The organism is Sinorhizobium arboris LMG 14919, from assembly GCF_000427465.1.
Lineage (GTDB): Bacteria > Pseudomonadota > Alphaproteobacteria > Rhizobiales > Rhizobiaceae > Sinorhizobium > Sinorhizobium arboris.
Map to the genome: position 1 here is coordinate 1,179,067 of NZ_ATYB01000008.1, position 18,200 is coordinate 1,197,266.

Below are 18,200 nucleotides of genomic sequence, written 5' to 3' on the forward strand. Positions count from 1 at the left end.
GTGAGACCATGTATCGCCTCGACCGGAAGCTCGCGCGCATCCGCGCCGGCCAATACACCCGCAGCGACTTCATCATCGCCGACGCAAAGGACGGCGACATGGGTCCATCGATAACCTCCTGCGGTCCCAAGCGGGAGAAGGACGGCAGCTGGTCACGCCACTATACCCGTCCCGAATTTCTAGAGAATATCCGCGCCGTCGTAGAGCAGGACATCGTAGACATCATGCTCACCTCCGCCTCCAATATGGAAGCGCTGACCGAGATGGGCGTCTATCGCGACAGTGCCGTCAAGCCGGCTATCCGCGCCAACGATACGACGGACGTCTGGGTCTGCCGCGGCGCGACCTATGTGAAGGAGGCCTCGCGCCCCTTCCGCACCGCCTCCCTCTCGCGCGTGATGACCGGCTCCGTCGATCCTGCGCCTGGCGCGCCGATCATCGGCACCGATCTTGGTCTCTACTCCATCACCTTCAACAACGATCTTGACCGCGACTACGAGGCGCTCGAAGCCTTCCGCGCCTTCCGCGAGGATGCGGCGCGCAACGGGTTCAAGTATTTCCTCGAAGTCTTCAATCCCAACGTCGACTGCGGCATCGACCCGGAAGTGCTGCCCCATTATGTCAACGACGTGATGATGCGCTGCCTTGCCGGCGTCACCAGGGGAGACCGGCCGCAGTTCCTGAAGATCGCGTTCAACGGCGCCAGGGCGATGGAGGAACTCGCCTCCTACGATCCGAGCGTCATCGTCGGCGTGCTCGGCGGCGGCGCCGGCACGACGCGAGATTGCTTCGAGCTGCTCCACCAGGCCGAACGCTTCGGCGCACGAGTGGCGCTGTTCGGACGCAAGATCAACCTTGCCGCGGACCCGCTTTTGATGGTGCGCCTGCTTCGCGAGGTCGCCTCCGGCACTGTCTCGCCCTCAGAGGCGGTGAAGGCCTATCATGCGGGTCTTGCCAAGGAAGGCATCACGCCGCTGCGCGATCTCGCGGCCGACAACGTCGTCACGGAAGCCGTCCTCAAACCGGAAGAGAGCCGATGAGCGGTGGCCGGCGGGGGATTCTCACGGGCGGAACGTGGTGTGCCGACTACAACCGCACCGTCAGCCACTGGCCGGGCGAGGACGGTCTTGCCGAACTCCTCGAGGAAGAACGCCACGGCGGGGGCTCGGGTTGCAATCTGGCGCTCGACATCAAACGCCTGGATCCGTCGATCCCCGTCGAGACGATAGGGCTCGTTGGTGACGACGACGACGGCCGCTACCTGTTGGAGGCAGCCGCGGCGGGCGGTATCGATACCCGCCAGATGACGGTGACCGGGGACGCCGCCACCCAGTTCTGCGACGCCTATGTCTCGCTGCGCTCCCGCCGGCGCACCCACATATTCCACGCGGGGTGCGCGGCACTCCTGACGCCGGACCATTTCGACTTTTCTTCGACACGCATGCGCTATCTGCATCTCGGGCTCCCCGGCGTGCACCGCATTCTTGACGCCCCCTGGCAGGGCGAGCCGAATGGATGGGTGGCGGTTCTCAAGAAGGCGCGCGCGGCGGGTCTCGAAACCAATTTGGAACTGGCGAGCATCGACCGCGCGCTCATGGCGCGTCTTGCCGTGCCGTGCCTGCCGCATCTCGACTTTCTGATCGTCAACGACCTGGAGATCGGGGCAATTGCCGGCGTGGAAACAATTCTCGATGGTGCGCCCGATGAGGCGGCATGCATGCATGCCGCACGCACCGTTCTGGAGCGCGGCGCACTGAAACTCGTCGCCGTGCACTGCCCGGTCTTTGCGGTCGCGGTCAGCCGCGAAGGAGAAAGCGTGGCGCTGCCGTCCGTCGCGGTTCCGGAATCGGAGATAAGGGGTGCCAACGGGGCTGGCGATGCCTTCGCTGCCGGAATGCTATACGGCATTCATGAAGGCTGGAGTGTCGAGGAATGTCTCCGGCTGGCCCATGCATCAGCGGCTGCATCGTTGCGCAGCGTCTCGACGACCGGCGCGATCGAGCCATGGAGGGAATGTTTGGCGCTCGCGGACAACTGGGGACCTCGCAACCGTTGAGGGGCGATCACGCGCTTGGCCTTCCCTCGAACCGCCGGGTCCGCAAAGGGAAAATTCCAAGGATGACGACCGAGGGAGGTCGAGGCGGTCGGGTTCCCGAGGGATCCCAGGATCCAGAAGACATATGTGCATGCCGTAGCGAGGCGGCGGAAGCCTGTCCCGGTGTCTCTGGAACTTTCCCGCCGGAACGAGGTTTGCTTCGGCATGCCGAAAGATGCAAACCAGCCGACCGTCCTCATCACCGGTTCGAGCGGCTTCCTGGGTCAGGCGATCGCGCATCGTCTGAAGGACCGCTACCGGGTCATCGGACTCGACCTGTCCCCTCCGAAGGGACGCTCCGAGATCGAAGAGACGATCGAGCTCGACATCACCTCCGACGAAAGCGTGGAGAAGGCGATCGAGGCGGCGCGCAACCGCAGCGGCGGGCACGTAGCGTCCGTGATTCATCTGGCCGCCTATTACGACACGACCGGCAAGGACAACCCCAAATACGATGCCGTAAATGTCGAGGGAACGCGACGGCTGTTGAAGGCACTGCAGGACCTTCCGACCGACCAGTTGATATACGCGAGCACGCTCCTGGTGCAGGCACCGAGCCCCGCCAAGGGAACACGGATCGACGAGGATGCGCCATTGGACCCGGCCTGGGCCTATCCCAAGTCGAAGGCCGAGACCGAGGCGGTGATCGCGAAGGAGCGGGGGGCGATCAGGACCGCGACCCTTCGCCTCGCCGGCGTCTATGACGAGGACTGCCGCGCCGCCTTCATCGCGCAGCAGATTGCCCGTATCTTCGAACGCCTGCCGACTGCCTATCTATTCAGCGGCGATCTCGAGGCGGGCCAGCCTTACCTGCACAAGGACGATCTGGTCGAGGCCTTCGTGCAGACCGTCGAACGCCGCAACGAACTGCCGGAGGAAAGCGTGTTCCTGATCGGCGAGGAGGAAACGCTCTCTTACGGCGAATTGCAGAAGCGCATCGGTCGGCTGGTCCACGGGGAGGACTGGCGCACGCTCGCTCTGCCCAAGAGCCTTGCCAAGCCGGGGGCATGGATGCAGACCGAGATTCTCGACCAGGACTCCGAGATCAAGCCGTGGATGATCGAGAACTCGGACGATCATTACGAGATCGACATCTCCCGTGCCCGCAACGAGCTCGGCTGGCAGCCGAGGCACAGCCTCGCTGTGACGCTGCCGGAAATGATCCGGCGGCTCAAGCAGGACCCGACCGACTGGTACGCGAAGAACAAGCTGGAGCCCTCCGTTGTCGCGGCCTCGGATCCGGAGATCGAGCAGGCGGAGCAAAGGCTGGCTCAACCGCTGGAGCGCAGCGATGCCGAAGTCGAAGTTGCCATCGAGGAGCACCGGCTGCGCACGCTTTGGGCGCCGCTCGCAAACGTCGCGCTCGGCCTTTGGCTCGTTGCCTCGCCTGCGACGCTCGGCCTCTTCGACCCCGTCAGCGCGCCGCTGCCGCCGGCGCTTGGCCACGAGATCGCCGAACCCGCCATCCGCAATGCCCGTCTCGGGATCAGCGAGATCCTGTCCGGGTTGCTCGTTGCGGCCTTCGCCCTTCTGGGCATGTACCGGCGCTGGTCCCACGCGCAATGGATCACGGCCGCGCTCGGCGTCTGGATCATGCTGGCGCCGCTCATCTTCTGGACGACCAGTCCCGCGGCCTACGCGACGGACACGCTTGCCGGCATGCTGATCGTGGCTTTTGCGGTGATGATTGCGCCGACGCCGGGGATCCGGCCGCGGGCGCTCGCCGCCGACGACGACCGGCCGCTCGGCTGGAGCTATTCGCCGTCCTCCTTCACCCAGCGCATGCCGATCGTCGCGCTCGCCTTTGTCGGCCTCTTCGTCTCGCGCTATCTCGCCGCCTATCAGATGGGCCATGTCGACGGGCTGTGGGACCCATTCTTCGGGCCGGGTGAAGCCCCCGTTCGCAACGGCAGCGAGGCGGTCGTGACCTCCTGGGTGTCCAAAGGCTTTCCGATCGCCGATGCCGGCCTTGGCGCCTTCGCCTACGGGCTGGATATCCTGGCCGGCTCGATCGGGGACAGCCGCCGCTGGCGCACCATGCCCTGGATGGTGCTCCTCTTCGGCCTCCTCATCGTGCCCCTCGGCGCCGTCAGCGTCTCCTTCATCATCATCCAGCCGCCGCTTATCGGCGCGCTCTGCACGCTCTGCATCGTCCAGGCGGCCGTCACCGTCGTGCTCATCCCCTATTCGATCGACGAGGTGCTCGCCACCATCCAGTATCTCTGGCGCGTCACGAAGGCGGGCGAGCCCTTCTGGCGGACCTTCTGGATGGGTGGCCCGGCCATTTCGGAGGACCAGACGCCGGCGCCCGACCTCAACCGCCCGGCCTCCGAGCTGTTGAAGGAATTCATCGTCGGCGGCGTCAACTTCCCCTGGACGCTGGTCGCGAGCACATTGCTCGGCGCGTTCCTGATGACGACGCCCTTGGTTTTCGGCAGCGTCCCGCCGCTCTATCACAGCGACCACATCCTCGGTTGCGTCGTGATCCTGGTCGCCGTCACCGCCATGGCGGAGGTGGTGCGCCCGGTTCGCTTCCTCAATGTGGCGCTCGGCGCCTGGGTAGCGGCCTCGCCGTTCCTGCTTGCCGGCGGCAGCACAGCGGCCACCGTCGCCAATCTCGCGATCGGTCTGGCATTGGTCGCACTCAGCCTGCCGCGCGGGACGCGCAGCGATGAGCATTATGGCGGGTGGGACCGGGCCATCGTCTGAGCGGGCAGACATTTCGCCAGACGCGGTTCGGTCAGCTCATCTGCGCAAGCACCATGACAATCAGGAAGCCGACGGCGTTGGCGATCGCCGAAGATTGCTGGAACTGATGCGACTCCGCCTCCGGCACGAGGTCGGTGATGGTGAGGTAGAACATTCCGCCCGCTCCCGTCGCGAATAGAAAACCGGTGACCGGCTGGGCCAGGCCTTTCAGCAGCAGCCACCCTGCCACGGCGGACACGAAAAGGGAGAGGCCGATGAGGGAGGTCCATCCGAGTGTCCGGTGCCTCGCGTTCTTCCGCTCCTCGTCGAGCGTCAATTCGCCGATGCTCATTCCTTCGCTGAAATTATCGATGCAGATCGCGAGACCCACGATCAGCGCCACCTTCGGCTCGAAGGTGGCGCCGACACCGATCGTCATTCCTTCGATCAGCTCTTCCGCACTCGTGCCGCCGGCGAGCACCGCGACATTGCTCCCGCGCGGCTTGCGCCGCCGATGCAGGCGATCGACCTCGGCCCTTTGGTCCGCTTCCGGTCCGGCCATTTTCCAGCGGTTGACGTAGAGGTCGAGGACATAGACGAGTCCGAGGCCGAGCAGAAATCCGGCAACGGCAAGCGGAAGACCTGCGAGTTTCATGGAGGTGGGCATCATCTCGAAAGCGAAGGTGCCCATGAGGACGCCGGCCGCGAAGCCGACGCCGATCGAGAGCACGAGGCTCGACGGCCTGAGCGAGATCGCCACCAGGCCGCCCAAGGGCGATGCGACGGCGGCGGCCGCGGCAGTCCCAAGGATGATCAGGAGATCATTATTCATCGCGGCCCAGGATGGTCATCGGCGGGGCGCGAGTGCCCCTTGTGATTCGCATTTCGGAGACAGCGCCGAGAACGAGGACACACCCGCAGTCCCGAAAGGCAGATGTGATCCGCGCATGGACCGCTCCTTGCAAGAGCTTCAACCGGCCCTCTCGCCAAAAGTTCCGAGCAGATGGTGCGCAAGTGCGTAGGCTGTTTCAATTAAAAAGTGAAACGCTCTATCGCGTCGCGTGATCCAGGCCCGGCAGCAGGAACTGAATGACCGCCGACAGGAAAGCTGAACGCCCCGCTTCGTTGCGGTCGAGATGCACGAAGTGGGTAGCGTCCGAAAGCTCGACGAGGCTCGCTTGCGGCGCCTCTCGCGCAATAGCCGCTGCATCCTCCGGACGGCTCCAGAAGTCGCGCTGTGAACGGATGACGAGCACCGGCATCGTCAATGCCGCCGCATTCCACTGCTTGCGGCCGAACGCCAGTTCAAAACTGTCAGCCATCGCGCCGCTCGGCGCGCGGAAACTCGGCGGCGTTCTCCGCGCGGAGGTGGGATCGGAGGACAGCGCCATGTCGGCGTAGGCGCGGGCGACAGCGGGGTCGCGCCACTCGGATTTATCGGGAACGGGGATGCTCTTGTCCCAGGCCGCAAACAGACTTTCCGCGGTGTTGAGCCGATAGGCGCCAAGCGCATCCATGTTCAGACTGCCCGGACGATCGGGGGCCTCGAGCGGCGAGCCTCGCCCGAGCGTCGGATGCCGGTCGGAGGCACCATAAAGGCTGTTGTAGAGGATGATTCGTTCCACGCGACCCGGATGGCGGGCGGCAAAGGCCGCGGCCCATTGCCCCCCCGTCGCCCATCCGAGAATGCTGACCTTGCCGTCGCCGCTCCATTCCGCAACCGCCTCGACGGCCGCGGCGACGTCGGAGACCGCTTCATCGGTTCGCATGAGAGGCGTGCCTCCGCCGGGCGGTGCATCCATTTCGAGCGGCCGGCTTGAGGCGCCATAGCCGCGGAGATCGAGGAGGTAGACCGAATGGCCCTCCGCCGCCAGCTCGGCCGCGATCGAGCCGCCGGGCACCGCGAGATCGAACGAAGCGAGCGAAGGCACGCGCGCGCCATGGATCAGCAGAACGGCGGACACCGCTTGCTGCTGTTCGGCCGGTCGCACTTCGCGCACGAAAAGCCTGTCGCCCCCGGCAAGCGTCACGAATCGGTCGGTGCGCACAAGTCGATCGTCGCTCGCGAAAAGCGGCGTAGCGAGCGCAGTTGAGATGAGGGCGAGGAAGAGCGCATTGAGTCTTGTCATGTCAATTCTCCCGACAATCTGAGCGCCATCAAGATCGACCGCATTCGCATTCAAATCGATGATGAATATGGGAAACTTTGATATCATCCGCATATGGAACTTCGTCACCTACGTCATTTCGTCGCCGTGGCCGAAACCCTGCATATGGGGCGCGCCGCGCAGCTGCTCGGCATGGCGCAGCCGCCGCTGAGCCAGTCCATCGCACGGCTGGAGAGGGAGCTCGGCGTGAAGCTTTTCGAACGCGCGCACCGCCGGCTTGCGCTGACGCGGGCGGGCGCTTCGCTGCTTCCCGAGGCGCGACGGACGCTGCAGGATGCGGAGGCGGCACGGACGGTTGCCCGCGGCGCGGGTAACGGGACCGCCGGCGACGTCCGGATCGGTTTCGTCTCCGCTGCGCTGTACGAGCTGCTGCCGTCGCTGGTGGTCTCGCTGCGGCAGGAGTTTCCGATGATCCGGCCCGTGCTTACTGAAATGGCGACGAATGAACAGGTGGCCGCGCTTGCGGAGGGAACGATCGATTTCGGCATATGCCACCCGCCGCTCGGCAGTCCGGAACGACTGGACATCATTCCAGTCGCCGACGAGACGCTCATTGCCGCCATACCGGAGGACGGGCGTACTGGTCCGGTCACCATCTCCGAGCTTGCCCGAATGGGATTGGTGCTCTTCCCCGCCGCCCAGGGCCCTTCCTTGCACGCGCGCATTCTCGACGCCTTCGCGGAAGCCGGGCACGACGTTTCGATTCGGCAGCCGGCGACGCGTGCGCTGACCATGCTTTCGCTGGTTGCCGCGGGGGTCGGCGCCGCTCTTCTGCCACGCTCGACAGAGCGCATATCGTTCAAGGGCGTTCGCTTCGCTCCCATCGAAGGTCAGCAACTGCCCGCCTTGCCTATTGCCGCGATAGCGCGGCGCCGCCCACGTCCCTTGATCGTCGACACGGTGCTCGGCGTATTCAACCACAGCCTGGAAGCAGGTATCGGCGCAGCGAACGGGATTGGGGCAAACAAGCTCAGGACGGCATGATCTGCTGATAGGTACATTGGCGCGGGTCCTTGTCCGGCCGCCATCGCATGAGTTTCGTACCGTGGCGAAAGCGCCGGTTGCCGACATGGTCGAACCGGACCTCGACGACCAGTTCCGGGCGAACCGGCTCCCATTCGCCGCTGCGCTCGCTGCTCCAGCGGCTAGGCCCACCCGGTGCCTTGCCGGTGAAGCCCGGCGGTTCCCGTAAAGCCTCGAGCTGGCGCGTCAAGGCAGGCCGCTCCTTGTCCGAGATTGTAGCGGTAAAGCCCACATGGTTCAGCAGTCCCTCGGTGTCGTAAAGACCGAGCAGGAGCGAGCCGACGAGCGAACTGTTGCTCTCGTAACGGAAGCCGCCGACGACGCAATCGGCCGTCCTCAGCCGTTTGACCTTCATCATTGCCCTTTCGCCGCATTCATACGCACCGTCGCGCCGCTTTGCGACGACCCCGTCGGTGGCACCCGCCTCCCATGAGGTGAGCCACCGCCGAGCCTCCTTGACGTCGAAGGTGAAGGGTGAAAGCACCAGCATCTCGGTAACCGTATTCTCCCTGGCGAAGGGTTCGAGGCAGGCGCGCCGTGCTGTGAGGGGCTGATCGGTCAGGACCGTTCCGTCGGTGCCGGCCAGCATGTCGAACAGGATGAGTTTGGCCGGTGTCTCCTGCGAGAGCTTTTGCACGCGGCTTGCCGCCGGATGCAGGCGCATCTGCAGGGCGTCGAAGGAAAGGCGCCCGTCGACCTCGATCACCAGTTCGCCGTCGAGGACGAACATGTCCGGCTCCAGTCGGCGCAGCAGGGCGACGATCTCGGGGAAGAAGCGTCCGAGCGGCTTGCCGGATTTCGCCCTTATGTCGACTTCGTCGCCGGACTTGAACGCAAGGCAGCGAAAGCCGTCCCACTTCGGCTCGTATTGCCATGCGTCGCCGCCGGGGAGCTCGGTCGCGGAGCGGGCCTCCATCGGCGCCGTGCTGACGGGCAGCGGAAAGCCGCCCGCCTTCTTCGCCGCGCTTGACGGAGCGGTCTCCTTCTTCGGCTTCCCATGTGCGGGCGACGCCATCGTCCACTCCGTCTCAGTCTTCGGCCTATTTCAGCTTGACCGAGGGCTCTCTTCCCCAGACGCGGAGCTTGCCGAGTTCCCTGAGGAAGGCGGCAGCACTCGCAGCGTCGGTGAGCTCGATCGTTCCCTCATCGAGCAGTCCCGCAATGCCGGCCCTCTGGAGAAGGGGAACCGCGGCGCCGACATAGCCGATATATTTGCAATGGGCGAAGGCATCGGCCACGAAATCCTGCGCGGTGGCGACGCCGATCAGATCCGTGACGGCCTCTGCGGAAGGAAGCAGGACCACCGCGTCGTAGAGTACCGACGGGCCACCATCGAGCATCTGGTGGGCGGCGATGCGTTTTCCGTCGGAGCCGGTGAAGCCGCCGACTTTCGGCGCGATCAGCTCGAACACCGCCTTCTCCTTCTCGACCGCCGCTATCAAGGCGTCGAGAAGCGCGGCGTCCGCGCCGTCCGTCGCCAATATTCCGAGCTTGCGGCCCTCGAAACGCTTCGGCCCACGCTGAATGATGCTGAGGGCCGGCGACGGGTCGAGGTCCTGGCGAGTGGCAACGGCCGCGGCCGCCGGTTCCGGCATCGTCTCCAGACCGAGCGCGTGGCCGACCTTCTTTCCCAGCGTCTCGTCGATATTGAGAAGATGCGCGACCATCCGCTCGCGGATGACAGGCGTCTCCACCTTGCTCAATTCGAAGGTCAGGGCGTCGGCGATGTGACGCTGTTCGGGCGGCGTCTGGCTGATGAAGAACTGCCGGGCCTGGCTGTAATGGTCGGCAAAGCTCTCGGCGCGGATGCGCTGCTTCGGGCCCTGCTCCTCGGAAGGAAAATGGCGGAAGCCTTTCATGGGCGACTCGCGCGGCCCCTCGCCCCAGGAATTGGGCTGGTAGTTCACGCGCCCGACGGGGTTGCGCATGGCCATGTGGCCGTCCTGCTGAAAGTGCTGGAAGGGACATTTCGGCGCGTTGATCGGAAGATGGGTGAAGTTCGGGCTGCCGAGCCGCTTCAGCTGCGTGTCGAGATAGGAGAAGTTTCGCCCCTGCAGCAATGGATCGTCGCTGAAGTCGATGCCCGGCGGCACGTTCTGCGTCATGAAGGCGACCTGCTCGGTTTCGGCGAAGAAATTCTCCGGCATGCGATCGAGCACAAGCCGGCCCACAGGCTTCGTCGGCAGCACTTCCTCCGGGATGATCTTGGTCGGATCGAGAATGTCGAAATCGAACTTGTCGGCGAAGTCCTGATCGAAAAGCTGCACGTGCAGGTCCCATTCCGGGAAGTTGCCGGACTGGATGGCTTGCCACATATCGCGCCGGTGGAAGTCAGGATCGGCGCCATTGATCTTCACGGCCTCGTTCCAGACGACCGATTGCAGCCCGAGCTTCGGCTTCCAATGGAATTTGACGAAGGTGGACTCGTCCTTGTCATTGACGAAACGGAAAGTGTGGACGCCGAAGCCTTCCATGAACCGGAACGAACGGGGGATCGCCCGGTCCGACATGATCCACATGATCATGTGCATGCTTTCCGGCGTGAGGCTGATGAAGTCCCAGAAATTGTCATGGGCGGACTGCGCCTGCGGAAACTCCCGGTCCGGTTCCGGCTTTACCGAATGTATGACGTCGGGGAACTTGATCGCGTCCTGGATGAAGAAGACCGGGATGTTGTTGCCGACGAGATCCCAATTGCCCTCCTTTGTGTAGATCTTGACCGCGAAACCGCGAACGTCGCGGGCGAGGTCGAAGGAGCCCTTGCTTCCGGCGACCGTCGAGAAGCGCACGAAGGCGGGGGTGCGCTCGCCCGGGCGCTGGAACAGATCCGCCCGGGTGTAGGCTGCAAGCGATTCGTAGGTCTCGAAGAAGCCATGCACGCCGTAGCCGCGGGCATGCACGACCCGCTCGGGAATGCGCTCGTGATCGAAATGGAAGATCTTCTCGCGAAAGTGGAAATCCTCGATGAGCGTCGGGCCGCGTTCGCCGGCGCGCAGACTGTTTTGGTCGTCGGCGACGGGGCCGCCCTGGGCCGTCGTCATGACGGGCGTGTCGCCTTCGGCGATCTGGTGAAGCTCTCCACCGTTGCCGCGTGTCGCTTTCTGGTCATGAATGGTGGCCGGTTTCGTATTTGCAGAGGGTTTCTTGGCCATGGCAGCACTCCTTGGTCGAGGGCGGATGGCCACGAAACCTTGGCGGGGGAGGTTGGTTCCTTTCTGCGCGAAATTTACACGGCTGCTCCTGACCGCCGGCTCATCGCCAGCCCCCGTCGCCAGGGCGAAGGGCGATTGTGATCTATTCCAACAGTTGGAGCGGAATGCGGGCGGAAACCCCGCGCGCTTTTCCTCATCCCGCTCCGGCAAGGTCGTAGCGGATCGGTAGCGCGTCGGCGCGCCAGACGACGCGACGCGGACGGAAGCGCCAGAAGCGCTCGGCGCCGTCGAGAGGTACGCGGTTCGGAGCTTCGGACAGGAGCTCGGCCTCGCCGGTCATCTGCAGGAGGCCGCCCGTGGAGAAGTCCGGGAAAGTGAGCCCGGCGCGCGGATTGACCACGATGTTGCCGAGCGTGTTGAAGAAGCGGTTGCCGACGAAATCCGGAACCGTCAGCCAGCCGTCGTCTCCGACATGCACGAATCCCGTACGGCCGCCGCGATGGGAAACGTCGAGCTGGCGCCCTCCGGCGAGATCGGCATAGGTTGCGACGAAGAACGTGTCCGCCTGCGCCACCAGAGTACGCGCGGCGGCGTCGAGCTCGAAGCTCGAAACGGGCGGCACGGCAGGCGGCACGGACGGGTCGCGCACGAAATGAACCCGCCGGAGCTGGATGTATTTCGGACAGTTGCCGAAGCTCTGGTCGACGCCGAGGTCGAAACCGCGGGCATGCCGTCTGAGCGTGCCGTTCAGCCGGTTGCGCCGGCGGGTGCCGAGGTCGATTCCGAGGAGGGCGAGGGGAGCGCCGTCCTCCATACCCGCCTCGGCAGGGTCCGCCGGCTCCCGCGGGAGCTCGACGGTCAGTCTTTTTTCGTCCGGCGCATGGAGGAAGCCGGGTTCGCCCGCCCGGAGCGTCGCCCAGGCGTCACCGTCGCGGTCGACCGAGCCCAGCACGACCATCGGCAGAAGCGGATAGAATTCCCGGTGCTGGTCGATCAGGTGGTCGCGCATGACCCGGCGTCCGACCTCGTCCATGCGCGCTTCCACACCCAGCCGCTTCTGCAGGGCGATTTCGCCCCCGTGCCAGGGCGAATGTGCGAGAATGGGAGCCTCCATGACGATTGCCTCCTTTGGGGTGATTTGGATGCGGGCGGAAACGCGCGTGCGTCCGGCCGAGTTGAACAGCACGATTGCTTGATGACATGGCCTTCCCCGAACCTCATTCCTGTGACAGGCACAGGGATGAGGTAGAGGAAACGTACGGCCTCGCTAAGCCGCCAGCCCCACCGGCGTCTTTTCGAACTCGACGAAGCCCGGCAAGGCTTCGATGCGGGTGAGCCAGGCGCGGATCTCCGGATAGGGCTGGAGATCGACGTCGCCTTCGGGGGCGCGCGCTACGTAGCTGTAGAGCGCGACATCGGCGATCGTCGGCCGGTCGGCCGCAACCCAGCCTCTGCCCGTGAGTTCCTGCTCGATCAGCGCCAGGATCGCATGCGAGCGGGGGATCACCTCTTCCGGTCGGTAGGGCGCCTTGAACACGTTGATGAGCCGCGCCTGGGCCGGACCATGGGCGATCTGCCCGGCAGCCACCGAAAGCCAGCGCTGAACGGCAGCCGCCCCCGCGGCATCATCCGGCAACCAGTCCGTGCGGCCGGTCTTCTTAGCCAGATAGACGAGAATGGCGTTTGAGTCAGAGATGATCGTGCCGGCATCGTCGAGCACCGGAACCTGACCGAAGGGATTGAGCTTCAGGAAATCCGCTTGCTTGTGTTCTCTCCCGGCGAGATCGACGACCACCAGCTCATGCTCGACACCGAGCAGTGAGAGGAACAGGCGGGCGCGGTGCGCGTGGCCGGAGAGGGGATGGTGATAGAGTTTCATGTCGGCCTCGTTGAATGATGGAACGAACCCAAGATGATTGTTATCCGCGGAGTTGATAAGCTCTGATGAAAACACTACACCATTTCATGTGGTGAAATAATCGAGGCGCAATCGATGGATCGCTGGCAGGCGATGCGGATCTTCGTGCAGGTGGTCGAAAGCGGCGGCTTCGCGCCGGCCGCCAAGGCGCTGCATATGAGCCCGCCATCGGTCACCCGGGCGGTGGCGAAGCTGGAGGAGCTGATCGGCACGCGGCTTCTGGTGCGCACCACCCGCTCGCTGAAGCTTACGGCGGCCGGCGAAGGCTATGTGGCCGACTGCCGGCGGATCCTCACGGAAATCGCAGAGGCAGAAGCCAATGCGGCGGGCAGCTTCACCGCTCCTGCGGGGTTGCTCACGGTAACGGCGCCCGCGCTCTTCGGGCGCATCCACGTGCTCCCCGTCATCCTCGACTTTCTCGATCACTATCCGGCGATGCAGGTCAAGACCATCTTCGTCGACCGCGTGACCAACTTGGTCGACGAGGGCCTGGATGTGGCGATCCGCATTGCTTCGCTCCCGGCCTCAGGGCTCGTGGCGCGCCGGATCGGCTCGGTCCGGCAGGTGCTTTGCGGATCGCCGGACTATTTTGCCCGCTTCGGCGAGCCCGGCAGCCCGCAGGAGCTTGCCCGTCACCGGATCATCGGGCGCGAGGGCCTCTTCGGCCACTCGGAATGGCTCTTCGGACGCGACAGCAGCATCCGCGTTCCGATCAGCCCTCGTCTCATCTGCAACACCAATGACGCGGTCCTTTCCGCCGCCGTGGCGGGCTGGGGATTGTCGCGGTTTCAGTCCTACCAGGTGGCACCCGATGTGAGGGCCGGCAGGCTCAAGGTCGTCCTTGCCGCCCACGAGCGCGAGCCGGTGCCGATCCATATCGTGCATGCGGAAGGCCGCATGGTCTCGGCAAGGGTGCGCGCCTTCGTGGACTTCGCCGCCGGGCGTTTTCGGCGCCAAGCGGGTCTTGGCACCGAGCTTTGAGGGCCTCTACCGGTCGTCGCCGCGCACCCGCAGCAGCACGCGTTCGAGCGCATCCGTCAGTGCCCGGTGGCCGCCGCCGCGGTCGAAGTCCGTCAGAACCTGCTCGTTCAGTCCGCCCTTGGTCGAAAATTCGCGGGCGAGTTCTTCGAGCGGCGTCCCCTCGTCCCTGACCGCCCGGTGCGCAAGGCTGGCAAGGAGCGGCGCGATATAGGCGCGTGCCCTGCCGCGGTCGAGACCCTTCTCGGCGAACCAGCGGGTGGTCCGGTCGAGAATGCCGAGAAAGGTCGCCATCAGAGCGCTTCCGACGGCAAGCAGGTCGTATTCCTCCCTGGTTTCGCATTCGACCGCTGTCCCGAGTGCCGCAAAGATCGCGGCAACGGCGCGGTCCGGCGGATAGATCGCTGTCACGCCGTCGCGCTCGGCGACGAAGGGCAGGGGGATTGCCTGGGTGAGCTCCACCTCCTCGCCGATCCAGCCGAGGAGCGTGGAACGGTCGGTCGCGGCGATGACGCTGACGACCTTCTGGCCCTTGCGGAACTTGAGCTTGGGGATCACCTCCTCGGCGATCTGCGGGCGGACGGCCAGGAACAGCATGCCGGCCGCGTCCACCGCCTCCTGATTCTCCTTGACGATCCGAACGAGCGGGAAGCGGCCGGCAAGCCGGGCAGCGATTTCCCGATTGCGCGGGGAGACGAGGATTTCGGCGACGTCGAGGCCGGAACCGACGATGCCCGTCACCATCGCTTCGGTGATGGCACCGGTGCCGATGAAGCCAATACGCATCGCTGTTCACTCCCTTGATTCGTACCGGCGACATTAGATCAATTCCGGGAAACTGCGTCACTAACGCAGCCGTTTTCCGTCTCCGCCGAACACCAGAACCGAAACCGGATCGAAGCGGGCTGTCAGGCGATCGCCGGCCTTGAGCCCGCGCCCGTTTTTCGTTTCGACGACGATGAGCGCGCCGTCGCCGTGGCGGGCATAGGCGAAGGTCTCGCCGCCGAGATGTTCCAGCATGTCGATGGTGAGGTCCAGCGCTGCAGGACCTGCTTCGTTGAAATGCTCGGGCCGGATGCCGATCGTCACCGGGGTGCCCGCCGCCGCTTGCAGGCTGACGGGGATCTTAGCGTCTCCATGGCCCGGCAGGCGCGCATAGGCCTGGTCGCGGTCGACTTCGATCACGCCCTCCAGAAAATTCATCTTCGGCGACCCGATGAAGCCGGCGACGAAGAGGTTGGCCGGGTCGTCATAGAGGTCGAGGGGTGAACCCACCTGCTCGACCACGCCGGCGCGCATGACGACGATCTTGTCGGCGAGTGTCATCGCCTCCACCTGATCATGCGTCACGTAGATGATGGTGGTGGCGAGCTGCTTGTGCAGCCGCGCGATCTCGATGCGCATATGTACGCGCAGTTCCGCGTCGAGGTTGGAAAGCGGCTCGTCGAAGAGGAAGATTTTGGGATGCCGGACGATCGCCCGGCCGATCGCGACGCGCTGACGCTGGCCGCCGGAAAGCTGCCTCGGCTTGCGGTCGAGCAACGCCCCGAGCTCCAGGATTTCGGCAGCCTCGTTCACCCGCTTCTCGATTTCGGCCCTGGCTACGCCGGCGAAGCGGAGCGCGAAACCCATATTCTCGCGCACCGTCATATGCGGATAGAGCGCATAGGACTGGAAGACCATGGCGATGCCGCGTTTCGAGGGGTCGACGTCGTTCATCCTGACGTCGTCGATCGTGAGGTCGCCCGCAGTGATCTCCTCGAGGCCGGCGATCATCCGGAGCAGGGTCGACTTGCCGCAGCCGGAAGGCCCGACGAAAACGACGAACTCGCCGGATTTGATGTCGAGATCGACGCCCTTGATGACCTCGAGGCCGCCATAGGATTTACGGACATCGCTGAGTTGGAGTTCGCTCATGCGCTCGCCGCTCCTTCCGCCAGGGCGACGAGGTCGAGCTTCGCCGCGCCAAGCCGCGACGAAACGACCGAGACGACGATGGCGCCGGCGGCGCCCGTGGACTCCAGCCAGAAACCGGCGGAACCGCCCTGAAGGACAATGCGGGCCGGTCCGACGAGGTGCGCCGGACCGCGAAGCTCGATGTCGACCGCATCGTTCAGGAACGGCAGGACGTTGCCGGCCTGGTCGAGCGCGCGCAGGATGACGCGGACGCTGTCGCGGCCTTCGGCGCGGAGCGTCTTGCTGTCCGCCTCGACGTGAAGCGTCGTCGGCACGGGGTCGGCGGCCATGCGGAGATCGGCGACCGGCTTGCCCGAGACGAAGCCGGTGAATTCCGCGCTTTCCCACTTCATGCCCCAGAGCCCGAGCTCGTCCTTGGTGAAGTGGCGGTGGTCGATGACGACCGGCGGGTGCGGCAGGTGCGGGAAATTCTCGCGGTCCGGGCCGACGCGCTTGGTAAGCGAGCCGTACTTCAGTTCGACCTCGTCGCAATTCGTCAGCACGATCAGGGGCAGCACGCCGCCGATATTGCGCTCGCCGCGCGCCCAGAAGGTGACCGGCTTCATCACGATTTCCTCGGAGGGATCGCACTGGCTGGCATAGACATAGGCCGCGAATTTCGGCTCGCGGAACATGTCCATGACGCCGTGGTAGCAGATCCGGTCCCCGGAACCGAAGTCCTTGTGGGTGTTATAGTCGAACATGCACCAGCCGATGGCACCGGAAATGCTGGGATCGCCATAGGCGGCGTTCAGCACTTCCAGATGCCGGCGAACATGCTCGGCCTGGCGCTGCTCCTGGTCATAGATCTTCGTCGGATACATGTGGCCGCCGAACTCGGTGATGAGATAGGGCACTTTGCGGGAAAGCCCGGTGCATTCCTGCTGCGGGCGAAGCGCCGTGCGCGGCCGGTTCGAACCGGGCAGCTCCTCGTTGCCGAGGATGAAGTCGTTCATCGTGTATACGTCCTCCAGGAACTCGCTGTCGGTGATGTAGCGCACACCGCCGGTTTGCCGTGTCGGATCGAGCTCGCGGGCGAGCCCGTTGGTCTCCACGTAGAAGTCGTGCGAATCCTGCGATTCGTTGATGCGTACGCCCCAGATGACGATCGAGGGATGGTTCCAGTCGCGCTCGATCATGCGGCGGACGTTCCGGATCGCCTCCTGCTTCCACGCCTCGCCGCCGATATGCTGCCAGCCGGGGATTTCCTCGAAGACGAGCAGGCCGATGCGGTCGCAATGGTCGAGGAACCATTTCGACTGCGGATAATGCGAGGTGCGCACGAGATTGCAGTGAAGCGTGTGCTTCATGATCTCCGCGTCGCGCTCCTGGGCGGTGCGCCCCATGGCGTAGCCGACATAGGGGAAGGCCTGATGACGGTTCAGCCCGCGGATCTTCAACGGGCGGCCGTTGAGCCGGAAGCCTTCGGTCGTGAACTCCGCCGTGCGGAAACCGAAATGCGAGGCCAAGCGGTCGGAGCCCTGATGCGTCCGTAGCTCGGCTTCGATCTCGTACAGCACCGGATCGTCGATGTCCCAGAGCGAGAGGCCTTTCAGGCCTTCCATTTCGAGGGTGAGGCTCTCGCCGGCCGTCTCGCCGGCGACCTCGGCCAGCACTTCGCCGGCCGCATTTTTGAGGAGCGCCGAGACCGTGCCGGTAAAGGCTAGCCTTTGCGGATTGGAAAGATCACACCGGACGGAGACGCCCCTGGTGTCGGAGAGCACGTCGCGGGTCTCGATCTTGATATTGGCGATCGAAACCGGATCGGTGACCTTGAGCCAGACGTCGCGATAGATGCCGGCATAGGTCAGATAGTCGATCCGGCCGCCGAAAGGCGGGATCTCCGGATTCTCGCTGCCGTCGATCTTCACCGTTATGAGGTTGTCGCCTTCGCGAAGTCTGTCCGTCAGGCGCGCCTCGAAAGGCGTGTAGCCGTCCTTATGCGTGACGATCTCTTCGCCGTTGAGATAAACGACCGCATCCGCCATTGCCGCGTCGAAGACGAGCGAGACTTCGCGGCCGGAGAAGTCCGGTCGCCAGGCGAGGACCTTCTGGTAGGTAAAGGCGCGCTGGTAGCATGTCTCGTCGAAATAGTTGAACGGCAGTTCGACGGCATTGTGCGGCAGGCTGACCGACCGGCCGGCCCGGAGCGTGCCGGCGTCGGCTTTGGCGAAGCCTTCGGAGAAGACCCACGAATCATTGAAGCAAGTAACAGAGCGCAT

At 64.7% G+C, this 18,200-nt stretch carries 14 protein-coding genes; 5 read left to right on the top strand and 9 right to left on the bottom strand.

Annotated features, from left to right (window positions below):
- Positions 1-8 precede the first annotated feature (8 nt).
- From SINAR_RS0106130 to SINAR_RS0106140, 3 genes are all read left to right on the top strand, one after another.
- Positions 9-1,040 carry a beta/alpha barrel domain-containing protein gene (locus tag SINAR_RS0106130; protein WP_027998264.1) on the top strand — a complete coding sequence of 344 codons (1,032 nt, stop codon included), beginning with the start codon at positions 9-11 and terminating at the stop codon, positions 1,038-1,040.
- Positions 1,037-2,056, top strand: a complete 1,020-nt coding sequence (locus tag SINAR_RS0106135; protein ID WP_027998265.1) for a carbohydrate kinase family protein — start codon at positions 1,037-1,039, stop codon at positions 2,054-2,056. Before SINAR_RS0106130 ends, SINAR_RS0106135 begins: the two co-directional genes overlap by 4 nt.
- A 204-nt stretch (positions 2,057-2,260) precedes the next feature.
- Positions 2,261-4,804 (top strand): NAD-dependent epimerase/dehydratase family protein, encoded by a 2,544-nt coding sequence (locus tag SINAR_RS0106140; RefSeq protein ID WP_027998266.1) that lies wholly within the window; start codon positions 2,261-2,263, stop codon positions 4,802-4,804.
- A gap of 31 nt (positions 4,805-4,835) precedes the next feature.
- On the opposite strand, the gene SINAR_RS0106145 is transcribed toward SINAR_RS0106140, so the two are convergent.
- Complete coding sequence (locus SINAR_RS0106145; protein WP_027998267.1) at positions 4,836-5,615, bottom strand: ZIP family metal transporter; 780 nt, start codon at positions 5,613-5,615, stop codon at positions 4,836-4,838.
- Positions 5,616-5,832: 217 nt separating this feature from the next.
- Positions 5,833-6,912 (bottom strand): alpha/beta fold hydrolase, encoded by a 1,080-nt coding sequence (locus SINAR_RS0106150; protein ID WP_027998268.1) that lies wholly within the window; start codon positions 6,910-6,912, stop codon positions 5,833-5,835.
- A 93-nt stretch (positions 6,913-7,005) separates the two neighbouring features.
- On the opposite strand from SINAR_RS0106150, the gene SINAR_RS0106155 reads away from it, so the two are divergent.
- Complete coding sequence (locus SINAR_RS0106155; RefSeq protein WP_027998269.1) at positions 7,006-7,935, top strand: LysR family transcriptional regulator; 930 nt, start codon at positions 7,006-7,008, stop codon at positions 7,933-7,935.
- Here the strand turns inward: SINAR_RS0106155 and SINAR_RS0106160 are convergent.
- The 4 genes from SINAR_RS0106160 to SINAR_RS0106180 all read right to left on the bottom strand — a co-directional run bounded on the left by SINAR_RS0106160 (position 7,922) and on the right by SINAR_RS0106180 (position 13,005).
- The gene (locus SINAR_RS0106160) at positions 7,922-8,989 is read right to left on the bottom strand and encodes an ATP-dependent DNA ligase (RefSeq protein WP_027998270.1); all 1,068 of its coding nucleotides are present in this window, start codon (positions 8,987-8,989) and stop codon (positions 7,922-7,924) included. The two genes, SINAR_RS0106155 and SINAR_RS0106160, sit on opposite strands and share 14 nt — an antisense overlap.
- A 25-nt stretch (positions 8,990-9,014) precedes the next feature.
- The gene (gene katE, locus SINAR_RS0106165) at positions 9,015-11,126 is read right to left on the bottom strand and encodes a catalase (protein WP_027998271.1); all 2,112 of its coding nucleotides are present in this window, start codon (positions 11,124-11,126) and stop codon (positions 9,015-9,017) included.
- Between the two features lie 193 nt (positions 11,127-11,319).
- Entirely contained in the window at positions 11,320-12,240 is a 921-nt protein-coding gene (locus SINAR_RS0106175) for a pyridoxamine 5'-phosphate oxidase family protein (protein WP_033057130.1), read from the bottom strand.
- Between the two features lie 153 nt (positions 12,241-12,393).
- A complete protein-coding gene (locus SINAR_RS0106180; RefSeq protein WP_027998273.1) occupies positions 12,394-13,005 on the bottom strand; it encodes a glutathione S-transferase family protein in 612 nt (203 codons plus the stop codon).
- A 114-nt stretch (positions 13,006-13,119) separates the two neighbouring features.
- On the opposite strand from SINAR_RS0106180, the gene SINAR_RS0106185 reads away from it, so the two are divergent.
- Positions 13,120-14,025: a LysR family transcriptional regulator gene (locus SINAR_RS0106185; RefSeq protein WP_027998274.1), complete on the top strand. Its 906-nt coding sequence runs from the start codon at positions 13,120-13,122 to the stop codon at positions 14,023-14,025.
- Positions 14,026-14,031: 6 nt separating this feature from the next.
- Here SINAR_RS0106185 and SINAR_RS0106190 read toward each other — a convergent pair whose 3' ends face one another.
- The 3 genes from SINAR_RS0106190 to SINAR_RS0106200 are packed head-to-tail and all read right to left on the bottom strand — an operon-like array spanning position 14,032 to position 18,200.
- Positions 14,032-14,808 carry a pyrroline-5-carboxylate reductase gene (locus tag SINAR_RS0106190; RefSeq protein ID WP_027998275.1) on the bottom strand — a complete coding sequence of 259 codons (777 nt, stop codon included), beginning with the start codon at positions 14,806-14,808 and terminating at the stop codon, positions 14,032-14,034.
- Positions 14,809-14,868: 60 nt separating this feature from the next.
- A complete protein-coding gene (locus SINAR_RS0106195) occupies positions 14,869-15,939 on the bottom strand; it encodes an ABC transporter ATP-binding protein (RefSeq protein ID WP_027998276.1) in 1,071 nt (356 codons plus the stop codon).
- A complete protein-coding gene (locus tag SINAR_RS0106200; protein WP_027998277.1) occupies positions 15,936-18,200 on the bottom strand; it encodes a glycoside hydrolase family 2 protein in 2,265 nt (754 codons plus the stop codon). Before SINAR_RS0106200 ends, SINAR_RS0106195 begins: the two co-directional genes overlap by 4 nt.